The 15,408-nt window shown below is 31.7% G+C and carries 13 protein-coding genes; 7 read left to right on the forward strand and 6 right to left on the reverse strand.

From position 1 onward, the window contains the following. Position 1: 1 nt before the first annotated feature. From AC1RYN_RS09350 to guaB, 3 genes are all read left to right on the forward strand, one after another. Positions 2 to 553 (forward strand): hypothetical protein, encoded by a 552-nt coding sequence (locus tag AC1RYN_RS09350; RefSeq protein WP_481806756.1) that lies wholly within the window; start codon positions 2 to 4, stop codon positions 551 to 553. Continuing rightward, positions 550 to 1,950, forward strand: a complete 1,401-nt coding sequence (locus AC1RYN_RS09355) for a DUF5723 family protein (protein ID WP_481806757.1) — start codon at positions 550 to 552, stop codon at positions 1,948 to 1,950. The genes AC1RYN_RS09350 and AC1RYN_RS09355 overlap by 4 nt, the downstream gene beginning before the upstream one ends. A gap of 232 nt (positions 1,951 to 2,182) precedes the next feature. Then, positions 2,183 to 3,655: an IMP dehydrogenase gene (gene guaB / locus AC1RYN_RS09360; RefSeq protein ID WP_481806758.1), complete on the forward strand. Its 1,473-nt coding sequence runs from the start codon at positions 2,183 to 2,185 to the stop codon at positions 3,653 to 3,655. A 60-nt stretch (positions 3,656 to 3,715) separates the two neighbouring features. Here guaB and nudK read toward each other — a convergent pair whose 3' ends face one another. The 6 genes from nudK to AC1RYN_RS09390 all read right to left on the reverse strand — a co-directional run bounded on the left by nudK (position 3,716) and on the right by AC1RYN_RS09390 (position 11,161). Continuing rightward, on the reverse strand, positions 3,716 to 4,297 hold the full coding sequence (nudK, locus tag AC1RYN_RS09365) for a GDP-mannose pyrophosphatase NudK (RefSeq protein WP_481806759.1): 582 nt from the start codon (positions 4,295 to 4,297) through the stop codon (positions 3,716 to 3,718). A 54-nt stretch (positions 4,298 to 4,351) separates the two neighbouring features. Beyond that, positions 4,352 to 5,623 carry an adenylosuccinate synthase gene (locus AC1RYN_RS09370; RefSeq protein WP_481806760.1) on the reverse strand — a complete coding sequence of 424 codons (1,272 nt, stop codon included), beginning with the start codon at positions 5,621 to 5,623 and terminating at the stop codon, positions 4,352 to 4,354. A gap of 106 nt (positions 5,624 to 5,729) precedes the next feature. Continuing rightward, a complete protein-coding gene (locus tag AC1RYN_RS09375) occupies positions 5,730 to 6,185 on the reverse strand; it encodes a Fur family transcriptional regulator (protein ID WP_035618963.1) in 456 nt (151 codons plus the stop codon). Between the two features lie 91 nt (positions 6,186 to 6,276). Then, the gene (locus tag AC1RYN_RS09380; protein ID WP_481806761.1) at positions 6,277 to 8,499 is read right to left on the reverse strand and encodes a RelA/SpoT family protein; all 2,223 of its coding nucleotides are present in this window, start codon (positions 8,497 to 8,499) and stop codon (positions 6,277 to 6,279) included. A 309-nt stretch (positions 8,500 to 8,808) separates the two neighbouring features. Next, positions 8,809 to 10,353 (reverse strand): serine hydrolase, encoded by a 1,545-nt coding sequence (locus AC1RYN_RS09385; RefSeq protein ID WP_481806762.1) that lies wholly within the window; start codon positions 10,351 to 10,353, stop codon positions 8,809 to 8,811. Between the two features lie 10 nt (positions 10,354 to 10,363). Next, complete coding sequence (locus AC1RYN_RS09390) at positions 10,364 to 11,161, reverse strand: TrmH family RNA methyltransferase (RefSeq protein ID WP_481806763.1); 798 nt, start codon at positions 11,159 to 11,161, stop codon at positions 10,364 to 10,366. 178 nt (positions 11,162 to 11,339) lie between these two features. Between AC1RYN_RS09390 and AC1RYN_RS09395 the strand changes: the two genes are divergently transcribed. The 4 genes from AC1RYN_RS09395 to AC1RYN_RS09410 are packed head-to-tail and all read left to right on the forward strand — an operon-like array spanning position 11,340 to position 15,387. Further along, positions 11,340 to 11,945: a trimeric intracellular cation channel family protein gene (locus tag AC1RYN_RS09395; RefSeq protein WP_481806764.1), complete on the forward strand. Its 606-nt coding sequence runs from the start codon at positions 11,340 to 11,342 to the stop codon at positions 11,943 to 11,945. 32 nt (positions 11,946 to 11,977) lie between these two features. Beyond that, positions 11,978 to 12,955 carry a GNAT family N-acetyltransferase gene (locus tag AC1RYN_RS09400; RefSeq protein WP_481806765.1) on the forward strand — a complete coding sequence of 326 codons (978 nt, stop codon included), beginning with the start codon at positions 11,978 to 11,980 and terminating at the stop codon, positions 12,953 to 12,955. Further along, complete coding sequence (locus AC1RYN_RS09405) at positions 12,952 to 14,055, forward strand: DegT/DnrJ/EryC1/StrS family aminotransferase (protein WP_481806766.1); 1,104 nt, start codon at positions 12,952 to 12,954, stop codon at positions 14,053 to 14,055. Before AC1RYN_RS09400 ends, AC1RYN_RS09405 begins: the two co-directional genes overlap by 4 nt. Further along, positions 14,056 to 15,387, forward strand: coding sequence for a CDP-glycerol glycerophosphotransferase family protein (locus AC1RYN_RS09410; protein ID WP_481806767.1), 1,332 nt, complete (start codon positions 14,056 to 14,058; stop codon positions 15,385 to 15,387). It begins immediately after the preceding gene. The last annotated feature ends 21 nt before the right edge of the window (positions 15,388 to 15,408 follow it).

Here is a 15,408-nt window from a genome sequence, read left to right on the forward strand (position 1 = left end):
AATGAAATCATATCACTATAATATGTTTTTTAGGTTAATAATTGTTGTAATGTTGTTTTGTTCATGCGCGAGTGATTTGGATTTTGATCAGACTAAAGATCTTAGATTAGAGCCTGTTATTGTTGCTAATTTAACTTATTTTGATGTTAAGGCAAATGCATTTGTTGATAATGGAACTGAGCAGGATATTTTTTTTGATGCAAAGGATTTTGATGTATTTAAAGATAGTTTTTTTAGGGATAACTTAAAGAAAGTGGAGTTCAATTTTGAAATTGAAAATACAATATCTCGTGCTTATATTGTGAGTTTGGTTTTTCTAGACGAAAATAATCAGGTTATGCATGATACAGAAATAAATGTTCCTGCATATGTAGGCATACCAAATAGTGTAAAGCATACTGATGTTTTCGAAAATCAAACACTAGATTTGTTAAAAAAATCAATTAAGCTAGAAATAAGAATTAGGATGTTGTCTGGTGCACTATTAACAGCAGATAGTTTAGGGAATTTAAAGTTACGTTCAGGAGGAACCCTTTACTTCGAGATAAAATGAGAAAAATTTATTTGATTTTTTTACTGATAGTAAGCGTTTCAGGGGTAACGCAGAACAAGCAAATCTTGTATAATTTTAATTCTATTCCACAATCATTGCTTGTAAATCCAGGTACAGACATTTCGTATAAATATTATTTTGGAGTGCCATTATTATCGGGTATTTCGGCAAATGTTGGTTCGAGTAGTTTCTCGGCATATGATTTATTTGCAAATAACGGAGTCGATTTTAATACTAAATTGAGAAATGCAGTAAATAAAGCATCCGAAAAGGATGTGGTTTCGATTAATGAACAAATTGAATTGTTCTCGGGGGGATTTAAACTTGGTGGTCGTGAAAATAAAGGATATATTTCGTTTGGAGTGTATCAAGAAGCTGATTTCTTTATGTATGTACCCAAAGATTTAGCATTGTTAGCATTAGATGGAAATCAAAAATACATAGGAAAATCATTCGATTTAAGTCAATTAAGTGTCAAGGCCGAAGTGCTTTCTGTTTTTCACATAGGTTATCATAAAAAGGTAAGTGATAAGTTGGTTTTAGGGGGGAGAGCAAAATTATATTCAAGCGGATTAAATGCAACTTCTACTAAAAATTCAGGATATATCTATACAGGAATGTCGAACACAACAATGTATAATCAAATAATTTCTTCTAATCTGGAATTAAAATCTTCAGGAATTGCCGAATATCTAGAGGATGATTATGATGGGAGTATAGCTTCAGATATTGCACATAAAACTTTTTTAGGTGGAAATTATGGAGTAGGCTTTGATGCAGGAATAACCTATTATCCTAAAAAGAATATTCAGTTTACAGCGAGTGTTCTCGATGTTGGTTTTATTCGCCATAGTAAAGAAGTTCAAAACCTTACTTATAAAGGGTATTATCAATATGAAGGAGTAAATCCAAATTTTACCAATCCTAATAAGCCAGAAAATGTATTCGATGAATTTGAAGCTGCAATTCCAAGAGATACACTTTATAATAAATATACCACTTGGCGTCCTGTTAAATTTAATTCATCAATTCAATATTCTTTTGGTGAGGCCAGATTAGATGAAGAATGTAATTGCAAAGCACATGGTCAAACGGAATATCTCAATGGAGTTGGTATGCAACTATTTGTAATGTCTACGCCTAGAACTCCACTGGTAGCTTTAACGGCTTTTTATAGACGTACGCTTTTTCAAAACCTACAAGTAAAAGCAACTTATACTGTCGATTCTTATTCTTCCAAAAATATAGGTTTTGGGTTTTCGACAACACTTGGGAAGTTTAATTTGTATGCCATGCTTGATAATATTCTGGAATATAAAGATATTACAAAAGCGAATAGTGCAACATTTCAATTTGGTTTAAATTTTATTTTTAAAGAAAATTCGGAATACAATTAAGTTGTTTTTTATTAGAAGCTAATCCAGCTATTCACTGTAATCTTTATTGTTTTAAAGAAAAACAATAAAGGATTTTCGTTGCTATCTGGGCTAGGAGACTAGTGGTTTTAAGATCGTTTATAATTGAAATTAATCGTTAGAATTTATAATTGTAAAAATTTATAAATAGTATAACGTGTATGTTTTCAATTTATTTACTATATTTGCACGCAATTCAACTAGAAATTGCACCATGAAAGCACACAACTCCAAGATTATTGGCGAAGGTTTAACTTACGACGATGTATTATTAGTACCTAACTACTCGAATGTGCTTCCTCGCGAAGTGAGTATCAAATCAAAATTTTCTCGAAACATAACATTAAACGTTCCAATTGTATCTGCAGCTATGGATACTGTTACCGAAAGTGCAATGGCAATTGCTATGGCACAAGAAGGAGGGATAGGTGTTTTACATAAAAATATGACTATCGAGCAGCAAGCAGCCAAAGTACGTAAAGTAAAACGTGCTGAATCTGGAATGATAATCGATCCAGTTACTTTGCCATTAACTTCTACAATAGCTGATGCTAAAATGGCAATGAAAGAATTCGGAATTGGTGGAATCCCAATTGTTGATGAAAATAGAATTCTAAAAGGAATTGTTACCAATCGTGACCTACGTTTTGAAAAAAATGGAACAAGACCAATTGTTGAAGTTATGACAAGTCAAAACTTGGTAACTGTAGCTGAAGGAACTTCGTTAGAACAAGCCGAAGTAGTTTTACAAGGACATAAAATAGAAAAATTACCAGTTGTTAATGCAAACTATGAATTAGTTGGGTTAATTACTTTTAGAGATATTACAAAACTTACACAAAAACCAATTGCAAATAAAGATGTTTATGGGCGTTTGCGTGTTGCAGCTGCAATTGGAGTAACTGGCGATGCTGTTGATAGAGCTGCTGCATTAGTTGCTGCTGGTGTAGATGCTATTATTATTGATACAGCACACGGACATACAGAAGGTGTTGTAAATGTATTGAAAGAAGTAAAAAGTAAATTTCCAGGAATTGATGTTATCGTAGGTAATATAGCAACTCCTGAAGCGGCTATATATTTAGTAGAAAACGGTGCCGATGGAGTAAAAGTTGGTATTGGACCAGGTTCAATTTGTACAACTCGTATTGTAGCAGGTGTTGGTTTTCCTCAATTTTCAGCAGTTTTAGAAGTTGCTGCAGCTATAAAAGGAACTGGTGTGCCAGTAATTGCTGATGGAGGAATACGTTATACAGGAGATATTCCTAAAGCAATTGCTGCTGGAGCAGATTGTGTAATGTTAGGATCATTATTAGCAGGTACAAAAGAATCTCCAGGTGAAACTATTATTTTTGAAGGAAGAAAATTCAAATCTTACCGCGGAATGGGTTCGGTAGAGGCGATGCAAGGTGGTTCAAAAGACCGTTATTTCCAAGATGTTGAGGATGATGTTAAAAAACTAGTTCCAGAAGGAATTGTAGGTCGTGTTCCTTACAAAGGGGAATTAAACGAAAGTATGCTTCAATTCATTGGTGGACTTCGTGCAGGAATGGGATATTGTGGTTCAAAAGATATTCCTACTTTGCAAGAGTCAGGACGTTTTGTTAGAATTACTTCTAGCGGAATTACAGAGAGTCACCCTCATAACGTAACTATTACAAAAGAAGCTCCAAATTATTCAAGATAATTTAGAAGTTTTCATATAAAACAAAAGGCGTAAGATTTTTTCTTGCGCCTTTTTTATGTTTTAAACGAGCCCTTTTATTTTAGCATGTTGTAATAATAAAATGCTTTTAGCATCTTTTATTTCGCCAGTTGCAATCATATTGTATGCTTCATCAAAAGGTATTTCAAGTACTTCGATATTTTCATTTTCGCTATCAAGCCCTCCACCTTCACTAACTTTCATGCTTTGGTCATATTCTCCTGTAAATAAATATAAAATTTCGGTTACAGATCCTGGTGACATGTAAGTTTCAATTACTTTATCTACATTTTTTAAACGATATCCTGTTTCTTCTTCAGTTTCTCTGATAATGCATTCTTTGGGATTGTCTTTGTCTAATAGTCCAGCACAAACTTCAATCATCATTCCAGAATCATTACCGTTAAGATAAGTAGGCATGCGAAACTGTCTGGTAAGGACTACTGTTTTCTTTTTGGAATTATAAAGTAAAATTGCAGCTCCATTTCCTCGATCGTATACTTCTCGGGTGTGAGTTTCTGTTGCTTTATTATTCTTTTGATAGTCAAAAGTTACTTTGTTTAATATGTACCAATTATCAGATAACAGTTTAGTTTCTGTTATTTTTATTTTAGGATTGCTCATGGATCAATTTTTTTGGCAAAAAAAACGCTCTGAAATCCAGAGCGTTTTTTATTTTTATTTAAGTATCGTTTGTTTTCTGTCTGGACCTACAGAAACAATTTTTATAGGTACTTCAACAGCTGCCTCGATAAACTCGATATATTCTTTTAATTCAACTGGTAACTCTTCATAAGTTGTCATTCCTGTTAAATCTGCTTGCCATCCTTTGAATTCTTTATAAACTGGAGTTACATTTTCTGGTTCGATATTATAAGGGAAGTGAGAAATGTTTTTTCCTTTGTATTTATATTCAGTACACACTTTTAAAGTTTCAAATCCTGAAAGGACATCACCTTTCATCATCATTAATTGTGTAACACCGTTTACTTGAATTGCATATTTTAATGCTACTAAGTCTAGCCATCCGCAACGTCTTTGTCTTCCTGTTACTGAACCAAATTCGTTTCCGATTTTTGCCATTGTAGCTCCAACTTCGTCAAAAAGTTCAGTTGGAAAAGGACCGCTTCCTACACGAGTTACATATGCTTTAAAAATTCCGTAAACTTCTTTGATTTTGTTTGGTGCAATTCCTAAACCAGTACACGCTCCAGCTGCAGTAGTGTTAGATGATGTTACAAAAGGATATGTTCCAAAATCTACATCTAATAAAGATCCCTGAGCACCTTCACATAAAATAGATTTACCTGCTTTTTGAGCTTGGTGCATATACTCTTCACTATCGATAAAATCTAATTTTTTTAATTCTTCGATAGCTTCAAAAAACTCTTTTTCAAGTTCTGCTAAGTTGTATTGAATGGCAACATCATAAAAAGCAATCATAGCTTCATGTTTGTCTGCTAGTGCTCTATAACGTTCTTTGAAGTCTTCTAATTCAATATCGCCAACACGTAAACCATTTCTACCTGTTTTGTCCATATAAGTTGGCCCAATACCTTTTAAAGTAGAACCAATTTTTGCTTTCCCTTTTGAAGCTTCAGAAGCTGCATCAAGTAAGCGGTGCGTTGGTAAAATTAAATGTGCTTTTCTAGATATAATTAATTTGCTTTTGATGTCTAAATTAAATTTCTCTAAACCTTCAATTTCTTTTTGAAAAACCACAGGGTCAATTACAACTCCATTACCAATAATATTAATAGATTTCTCGTGAAAAATCCCTGAAGGAATTGTTTCTAAAACATGCTTTATTCCGTCGAACTCTAAAGTGTGTCCTGCATTTGGTCCACCTTGAAAACGAGCAATAATGTCATAATTCGAGGTAAGAACGTCTACAATTTTTCCTTTACCTTCATCTCCCCATTGTAATCCTAGTAATAAATCTACGGTCATTCTGTTTTTAATTTTAATTGTAGAGGTAGTTTTTTTGCTACCTGCTCAGATTAATTAGTTGTCTATTTTATTTAAATATTTTGAGAGCAATCTTTTTATTGATTGCCTATTTTTGTTTTTTGTTTCCGTAAAAATATAATGAATGATTCGTGATTTCGATATCAAATATTTCTTCGATTGTTTTTTTTATGGTTTGGATTCTAGGATCGCAAAATTCGATTACTTCACCAGAATCAGTCATAATAATATGATCGTGTTGTTTATCAAAATACGATTTCTCGTAATAGGCTTGATTTTGCCCAAATTGATGTTTACGAACTAAAGCACAATCTAATAATAACTCTATCGTATTGTATAGAGTAGCTCTACTTACACGATAATTTTTGTTTTTCATTTTGATATACAAGTTTTCAATATCAAAATGTTCTTCGCTATCGTATATTTCCTGAAGTATAGCATAACGCTCAGGGGTTTTACGGTGGCCTTTTTGCTCAAGATATAATGTAAAAACATTTTTTACAATTTCTTGATTTTTGTTGTTGTCAGTTGAAATGAGTGTCATATCCTGCAAAGATAATTTATTATTTTAAATGAATAAAAGTTTCCTGTTTAAAGTTTCACGTTCAAATGTTTAATCTTAAAAATTCAGGGACTTAGGTTCTGTATTCTCTGGTTACTTTCTCAACACCATCAATTTTTTTAATATTGTTGATCATCTTCTTTAGTATAGAGTTGTTTCTTACGATGACCGCAATCTGACCATGAAAAATACCTGCATCAGTACTTAATGAGATACTTTGAATGTTTACGTTCATGTTATTAGAAATAACTTTAGTTAATTGGTTGGTGAGTCCTAAAACGTCCATTCCAGTAATATTTATAATAGCTTTGAATTCTTCTTGCGACGAGTCAATCCATTTGGCTGTCATAATTCGGTAAGCATAGTTTGATTGCATACCGATGGCATTTGGACAGTCTTTTTTGTGAACTTTTATTCCTTCGTTTATTGTTACAAAACCAAAAACATCATCACCAGGAATTGGATTACAGCATGGGGATAGTTTATAATCAAGTTTATCATGTTCTGTTCCAAAAACCAACATATCATAATTGCTGCTAATTACAGGTTTATGAATATCTGTATCGGCTGTAGTACTATTGTTGCGTTTTATCTTGTTTTTGAAGAAATTGATAAACGTGTTGCTTTTTTGAGCAGCATAGTCTTTTAATTGTTGGTTCTCGATTGCGCCAACTCCCACTCTGTAAAATAAATCCAAACTTGTTTTGAGTTTGAAGAAATTAACTAACTCGTTTATAACTTGCTCGTTGATAGTTATTTTTAAGTGTTTTAGTTTACGAGTAAGTAATTCTTTTCCTTCCTCGGCAATCTTTTTGGTATTTTCGTTTAATACGTTTTTAATTTTGGTTTTTGCTCGGGATGTGGTTACGTAATCTAGCCAGTTTATGGTTGGCTTTTGGTTTTGAGAAGTAATAACTTCAACCTGATCTCCACTTTTTAATTCGTAATTAAGCGGTACTAATCGTCCATTTACACGTGTTCCACGAGTTTTTATTCCTATTTCGGAGTGAATGCTAAAAGCAAAATCTAATGAAGTTGCTCCTTTTGGAAGTGATTTTATTTCGCCTTTTGGCGTAAATACAAAGATTTCTTTAGAATATAAATTCATTTTAAAATCTTCAACAAAATCTACTGCATTTGTTTCTGAGTTTTCTAAAGCTTCACGAAGTAGGTTTAGCCAAACATCAAGGCCGCTTTCTTCTGTGGCTCCATTTTTATATTTATAATGTGCCGCATATCCTTTTTCCGCAATTTCGTCCATACGCTCGCTTCGGACCTGTACTTCGATCCAGCGTCCTTTTGGGCCCATAACGGTTATGTGTAAAGCTTCATAACCAGTAGATTTTGGTGATGAAATCCAATCTCGCAATCGACTTGGGCTTGGTCGGTAATGGTCGGTAACGATAGAATATATTTTCCAAGCTAGAAACTTTTCGTCATGAGGATTGGATTTGTATACTATTCGAATGGCGAACTTATCATAAACTTCATCGAAGCTTACGTTTTGTGCACGCATTTTTCTTCTAATGGAATAAATAGATTTCGGGCGCCCTTTTATCATGTATTCTACTCCTTCTTCATCCAATGATTTTTTCAGTACATCCGATATATCTTTGATATAAGCGTCTTGTTCTTCTTTGGTTTCTCGAATTTTACTTACGATGTCATTATAAACTTCTGGTTCAGTATATTTTAATCCTAAGTCTTCGAGTTTAGTTTTGATGTTATACAATCCCAATCGGTGAGCAAGAGGCGCATAAATGTATAAAGTTTCCGATGCAATTTTTGTTTGTTTGTACTCAGCCATTGAATCCATAGTTTGCATATTATGCAAACGATCGGCTAATTTTATCAAAATTACACGAACATCATCATTTAAAGTAAGGATCATTTTACGGAAATTTTCCGCTTGCATTGATGCATTTAAATCTCTTTGCACCATCGAAATTTTGGTTAATCCCTCTACAAGTTGTGCTACTTTTGGATTAAATAAACGCTCAATGTCCTGAACTGTCAGAGGTGTGTCTTCGACAACATCATGCAATAAGGCAGCAGCAATTGAGGTTGCCCCCAATCCAATTTCGGAAGCAACGATTTTTGCAACAGCAATAGGATGGAAGATATAAGCTTCACCTGATTTTCGTCTTTGTTCTTTATGAGCATCAACAGCAACATCAAAAGCTTTTCGAATTAATTTTTTGTCTGTTGGACTTAAAGTCTGGTAACTAATTCGAAGCAATTCTTTGTATTCCTGTGCGATTGCTTTATTCTCTTTTTCAATATCTATCTCTGTCATAAGTACACCTAGTTCAATCCCCTAAAAATAAGAATAAGTTTCAATATACACAAGGGAATGGAAGTGTTTTAAATATTGAAAATAGAATAAAATGTTTAAAAAAATATTTTTTTTTAAGCATAAAAAAAACACTATTACGAAATAGTGTTTTGATTTTTAGTTTGTTATGTTTTGTTACTTGAATTTTAAAGATTTAAATAGGCTTGTCTTATAAAGAATTAAAATAAAGAGCTATTAAAATCTCTAAGTACATTTTCTTTTTTTATCTTTTGTTTCTTTGTATTTATGCTCTTTTTGGATGGACTAAATTTACTGAACTTTACTGAAATCCAAGTCTTGAAAATCGTAACTAAAATCGGTTAGTTCAGAGATTGCTTGCATCTTTAAATTAGTAGCTTTTCCGTTAGAGTCATATTTAAAAAATAAATGGGCATCGGCATGAAAATAAGCATTATCCCATTTTACCACATAATTTCCATCTTTGTAAAAGAATACTTCACCTACCAATTGAGGAGAACGTTTTGATGCAAAATATACTTTTCCCTTTTTTTCAGTTATCGTTACATCTCCAAACCAATTGTCTTTGTAAGTTCCAGTAATTTTGGTGAAATCAGTTTTTACTTTGTCTTTCTTGCTTTTTGCTACAACAGCCCAGACTTCATCAGTTACTTTATCTGCTGTTTCTACATTAGCTTTCATACGATTGCTGTATAATGCAACGTAATCTTCAGATTTAATTCCTAAATAACTATCTTTTATAGTATTGGTAATAGCAGTAAATGCTGCACCAGATTGTTGATTTGTTAAGACTATAATTCCTAATTTTAGTTCAGGAATTAAAGTCACCTGAGTGACAATTCCTTCTAGCCCACCTGTGTGGCTAACTTGTTTGTTTCCTTTCACATCACTCAAAAACCATCCTAAGCCATATCCGCTAAAATGAGTATTATATGGAGTTCTAGGTTTTACTGGAATTATGGTTTGTAGTTGCCACATTTCGTCATGTTCTTTTTCTGAAAATAATTGTTTGTTTTCAGGGCCATATTTACCGTTATTCATTTGCATAATGGCCCATTTACTTAAGTCGTTTACGCTAGAATAAATACCTGCAGCAGCATCAAATAGTTGATTTTTATATCTGGTGATTACTTTTAGTTTCCCATCTATAGGTACATGTGGTGCAATGATATTGGTTGAGTCTTTTAGGCGTAAAAATGAAGCTGCACTATGATTCATTTCTAATGGTTTCATGATGCGTTCTTCTATGAAATCTCCCCAGCTTTTTCCGCTGACAACATGAACGATTTCACCAGCAATTATATATAATAAATTATCGTAATCATATTTGGTTCTAAAACCCGAAACAGGTTTTAAATATTGTAAGTTTTGGGTAATATCCTGTACTGTAAAATCACTTCCATCAGGCCAGATCATTAAATCTCCCGCTCCAAGACCTAGCCCGCTGCGATGAGTTAATAAATCACGAATCGTAAATTCTTGAGTTACATATTCATTATACATTTTAAAATTTGGAAGGTATTTTATCACCTTATCATCCCATTTGATTTTGCCTTCATCAACTAAGATGGCCAAGGCTGCACTAGTAAAAGCTTTACTGTTTGAAGCGATTCCGAATAACGTATTGGCATCTACTTTTTCTTTAGTAATGATCGATTTTACACCATAACCTTGAGCCTGAACGATTTTTCCATCTTTAATAATGGCAACAGCAATTCCGGGAACATTAAATGTTTTTAACGTATTTTCTACCAATGCATCAACCTCTTTATTGGTGATTTGTGCAGAAACTGAGAAACCGAATAGTAGTGCTAAAAGCGATAATTTATAGTTCATGTTTTAAATTTTATAATTGATTAAAACCTCGTTGTCTTTTTGCTTCAAAAATTAATATAGCTGCTGCAACCGAAACATTCATGCTGTCTATTTCACCTTCCATGGGGATGATGATATTTTGAGTTGCTGCATCTCTCCATTCTTGAGTTAACCCTGTAGCTTCGGTACCTACAACTAATGCTGTTGGAGTAGTAAAGTCCTGTGTGTGGTAAGAAGTTGAGTTTTGAAGTGTAGCGCAGTAAAAATTAATTTTATTTTCTTTTAAAAAAGAAATGATTTCAGTAGTTGTCCCTGTTGCAATTTGGTTTGTAAATAAGCAGCCTACGCTAGAGCGAACAATATTTGGATTGTACAAATCGCTTTTAGGATTGGCGATAATTACTGCATTTAAATTTGCTGCATCAGCAGTACGTAATAACGCACCAATATTTCCAGGTTTTTCTGGAGCTTCAGCAACAAGAATCAATGGATTATCAGATAGTTTTAAATCTGATAATTGCAATGATTTGGTTTTGGCTATAGCCAAAATACCTTCGGTGGTATCGCGATAAGCTAATTTTTGATAGACTTCTTTATTGATTTCGATTAAATTAACTTGTTTGCCAGTTAGTTTATTGATCTCGTTTTCAGAAATTAATTCGGGTAAAAATAAAATCGTTTCTATTTCATAATCCCCCTTTGTAGCTAATAGAATTTCACGTTTTCCTTCAATTAAAAACGTTCCCGTTTGTTTACGTATTTTTGCTTTTTCTTGCAATAACACTAATGATTTTATAAATAGATTTTGTATCGAGGTAATTTGTTTCAAGGGAAAATGTGCTGAGTTTGTAAGTGGCTAAGGTAATAAGAATTTTTAAATTTTAAATTCAATACTATTTTTTAGAAAATCAATAAATTTATTAATTGCAGTTGGCATCTGTTTATAAAGAGTATTTCTTTATTTTTGTCAGAATTGTAGATTTTATTTTCATTTTAAAAACATATAAATGTTTAGCTTATTAGATATCATTGGAACAATGGCATTTGCTATGTCTGGCGCGTTGACAGCAATGAATAAAAGACTTGATCCGTTTGGAGTTTTTATAATTGCCTTTGTGACTGCGGTAGGTGGGGGAACGGTACGTGATGTTTTAATTGGTAGAACACCTGTGGGATGGATGCTTGATTTAAAATATGTTTACGTTATTATTTTAGGGTTTATTCTATCTGTTATTTTTAGAAAAAAGTTTGATAAATTAAGAACTTCTTTGTTCTTATTTGATACCATAGGCTTAGGCGTTTTTACATTAATTGGGTTAGAAAGAGGAATACTTACGGGTTTACATCCTATAATTTGTATTGCATTAGGTACTATGACAGCTTGTTTTGGAGGTGTTACTCGTGATATTTTATGTAATGAAATTCCTGTAATTTTTAGAAGAGAAATTTATGCAACAATTTGTATTCTGGGTGGAATTGTTTTTTTTGTATTAAAAAAATTAAATCTTAATGATGATATCTTATATCTTGTAACTTGTGTTGTTATTATTTTAGTTCGATTAATGGCGGTAAAATACAAATGGTATTTACCAGCTCTAGAACATAAACGCTAAATGATTTCTCTAATGAATTCCAATAACAAATTGTGAAAAATTACACTGTAAAATTATATCAGGAAACAGATTATGAAAAGTGGAATGACTTTATCAGTCAAGCCAAAAATGCTACTTTCTTGTTTCATCGTGATTTTATGGAATATCATAAAGACCGATTTAAAGATTTCTCTTTATTAGTTTATGAAAATGAAAAATTAGTTTCGGTTTTCCCTGCAAATAGAGTCAATGATGTTGTTTATTCTCATCAAGGATTGACTTATGGAGGATTGGTTTATAGTAAAAAAATAAAACTTGTTTCGATTATTGAAATTTTTAAAAGGATTTTGATTTTTTTAAACGAGAATGTTATTGCAAAATTACATCTAAAGACTCTTCCATCTATTTATCATTTAAAACCTGCGGAAGAAACTCAATATGCTTTATTTTTAGCAGAAGCTAAATTGGTTCGTCGAGATTCGCTTTCTGTTTTAGATTTATCTCAAGAAAATAAAATATCTAAAATCAGAAAAAGAGGTATTCAAAAAGCTATTTTTAATGAATTAATAATTAAAGAAGAAGATTCTTTTGAAGGATTTTGGAATGAAATTCTAATTCCTAATTTAGATAAGAAACATAAAGCAAGCCCAGTTCATACTTTAGAAGAGATAAATTATCTAAAAAGTATTTTTCCAGATAATATTCGTCAGTTTAATGTGTATCAGAATGATAAAATAGTAGCAGGAACATCAGTTTTTGAAAGTAAGAATGTAGCACATTGCCAGTATATTTCTAAAAATGAAAATCAGGATAATTTAGGAAGCTTGGACTTTTTGTTTGAGTTTTTGATAAAGAAAGTATTTAACGAAAAACAATTTTTTGATTTTGGAATATCTAATGAGGAACAAGGGAAAAAGCTAAATGAAGGATTGTCATATTGGAAAGAAAGTTTTGGTGCGAGTACAATAGTTCATGATTTTTATGAAGTAGAAACAATAAATTACAGATTATTAAATAACGTCTTATTATGATTTCTTTTTTAGATTTAAAAAAAATAAACGAGCCATACAAAAAAGTATTTCAGGAAAAAATGGAAGTAGTTTTGGATAATGGCTGGTATATTTTGGGGAAAGAAGTCAAAGCATTTGAGACATCATTCGCAGCGTATTGTGGTGCAAAATATTGTATAGGAGTAGGAAATGGTCTGGATGCTTTAACGTTAATTTTTAAAGGCTATATTCAGTTAGGGAAATTACAAAGAGGGGATGAAGTTATTGTTCCGGCAAATACATATATAGCGAGTATTTTAGCTGTTTTACAAGCTGATTTAGTTCCTGTTTTGGTTGAACCAAAGTTAGAAACGTATAATCTTAATCCAGATTTAATCCAGAGTAAAATTACACCAAAAACTAAAGCAATTTTAGTAGTTCATCTATACGGACAATTGGCAGAAATGGATGCTGTAAATGAGGTTGCCAATGTAAATAATCTTTTAGTTGTTGAAGACGCAGCACAATCTCACGGTGCTTTATTAGACAAAAGTCAAAAGTCAAAAGTCAAAAGTAGGAATGCACAAGCATATAGTTTTTATCCAGGAAAAAATTTAGGTGCTTTGGGTGATGGTGGAGCAATTACAACGGATGATACTGAATTGGCTAAAATTTTATTTTCGCTTCGAAATTATGGTTCAGAAGTAAAATATTATAATGATTTTGTCGGTGTAAATTCGAGATTAGACGAATTGCAAGCTGCGTTTCTGAATGTGAAATTACCAAATTTAGATGCTGAAAATGAGCAACGAAGAGATATTGCAAAAAGATATTTAGTTGAAATAAAAAACAAAAAAGTAGTATTACCATTTTGGGATTTTTCAAATAATCATGTATTTCATTTATTCGTTATTCGAACTCAAAACAGGAATGATTTACAGGCTTATTTATTAGAGAATGGTATCCAAACGATGATTCATTATCCTGTTCCGCCACATCAGCAAAAGGCCTTCCCACAATGGAATAGTTTATCTTTTCCGATTACTGAAAAAATACATAACGAAGTTTTAAGTTTGCCAATGAGTTCTGTTTTAACGGATGTAGAAGTAAGTCATATAGTTGATATTTTAAACCAATATTAAATGGATTTTACAAAAAGACATGAACTTAAATTAAGTATTAAACGATATGTACCAGAAAAAATATGGATTTCGTTTATTAAGATTTATAATTTTACACATTTAAGGGATCTTTATAATTTGTATTTAATTAAAGAAGCACCTAAAAAACATCAAAAAGCACTTCAAATTGTTAGACAAAAAGAAAAAGTAAAAGTTGCTTTTTTTTTAATTCATGAGTCTGTTTGGAAATATGAAGTATTATTTGATTTAATGTTACAGCATCCCAGATTTGAACCCCAAATATTTGTTTGCCCTGTTGTAAACTTTGGTGAGGAAAACATGCTTATCGAAATGAATAAATCTTTTGAAGCATTTAAAAATAAAGGATATGATATTATTAAAACCTATGATAATGCTACAGGGGAATATCTGGATATAAAAAAAGAATTTTCACCTGATATTATTTTTTTTACCAATCCATATGACGGTTTAGTAGATTATAGATATTATATAAAAATGTTTCCAAATACTTTAACCTGTTACGTACCTTATGCTATTATGACTACCAATTATGAAGCTTTTTATAATTTAAAATTTCATAATCTTGTCTGGCGAATTTTTTCAGAAACTCCCATTCATAAAAAGATAGCTATTCAAAAGCAAAGAAATAAAGCAAAGAATAATGTTGTAACTGGATATCCTGGATTTGATCAGCTTTTAATTAATAAAACACCCAATTATGAGGTTTGGAAAAATAAGAATTCAATTTTAAAGAAAGTAATATGGGCGCCACATCATTCGATGCATGAATTAAATAAAGTTTCAAATTTTTTAGAATACTTTGATGTGTTTTTAGAATTGGCTGTTATTTATAAAGACAAATTGCAAATAGCGTTTAAGCCACATCCATTATTAAGGGCTAAATTAGAGAATGATTTAAATTGGGGAAAAGAAAAAACAGATGCCTATTATAATAAATGGATAAATTTAGATAATGGTCAGTTTGAAGGTTCAGACTATATAGATCTTTTTTTAACATCAGATGCGCTGATTCATGATTGTGGTTCCTTTATGGCAGAATATCTCATTACGGGAAAACCATCTCTTTTTATGGTTAGAAATGAGTCTGTTATGAGTCTGTGGAGTGAGTTCGGAGAAATGGCTGTTGCAGCGCATTATCAATCGAGAAGTAAGAAACAATTAATCGATTTTATTGAGAATGTTGTGTTAAGTGGAAATGATTGGATGAAAGAAAAACGTAATGATTTTGTACAGAATAATTTAATACAAAAGAACAATTTAATTGCATCTCAAAATATAATGAATTATATTGAAAATCAAATTGTTATATAATCTATTTTTAGAGATTATTAA

Source organism: Flavobacterium sp. TC780, assembly GCF_056783245.1.

What these genes read in the sequence shown, in the direction of transcription:
- AC1RYN_RS09350 (WP_481806756.1), top strand. Translation starts at nt 2, where the DNA reads ATGAAATCATATCACTATAATATGTTTTTTAGGTTAATAATTGTTGTA.
- AC1RYN_RS09355 (WP_481806757.1), top strand. Translation starts at nt 550, where the DNA reads ATGAGAAAAATTTATTTGATTTTTTTACTGATAGTAAGCGTTTCAGGG.
- guaB (WP_481806758.1), top strand. Translation starts at nt 2,183, where the DNA reads ATGAAAGCACACAACTCCAAGATTATTGGCGAAGGTTTAACTTACGAC.
- nudK (WP_481806759.1), bottom strand. Translation starts at nt 4,297, where the DNA reads ATGAGCAATCCTAAAATAAAAATAACAGAAACTAAACTGTTATCTGAT.
- AC1RYN_RS09370 (WP_481806760.1), bottom strand. Translation starts at nt 5,623, where the DNA reads ATGACCGTAGATTTATTACTAGGATTACAATGGGGAGATGAAGGTAAA.
- AC1RYN_RS09375 (WP_035618963.1), bottom strand. Translation starts at nt 6,185, where the DNA reads ATGACACTCATTTCAACTGACAACAACAAAAATCAAGAAATTGTAAAA.
- AC1RYN_RS09380 (WP_481806761.1), bottom strand. Translation starts at nt 8,499, where the DNA reads ATGACAGAGATAGATATTGAAAAAGAGAATAAAGCAATCGCACAGGAA.
- AC1RYN_RS09385 (WP_481806762.1), bottom strand. Translation starts at nt 10,353, where the DNA reads ATGAACTATAAATTATCGCTTTTAGCACTACTATTCGGTTTCTCAGTT.
- AC1RYN_RS09395 (WP_481806764.1), top strand. Translation starts at nt 11,340, where the DNA reads ATGTTTAGCTTATTAGATATCATTGGAACAATGGCATTTGCTATGTCT.
- AC1RYN_RS09405 (WP_481806766.1), top strand. Translation starts at nt 12,952, where the DNA reads ATGATTTCTTTTTTAGATTTAAAAAAAATAAACGAGCCATACAAAAAA.
- AC1RYN_RS09410 (WP_481806767.1), top strand. Translation starts at nt 14,056, where the DNA reads ATGGATTTTACAAAAAGACATGAACTTAAATTAAGTATTAAACGATAT.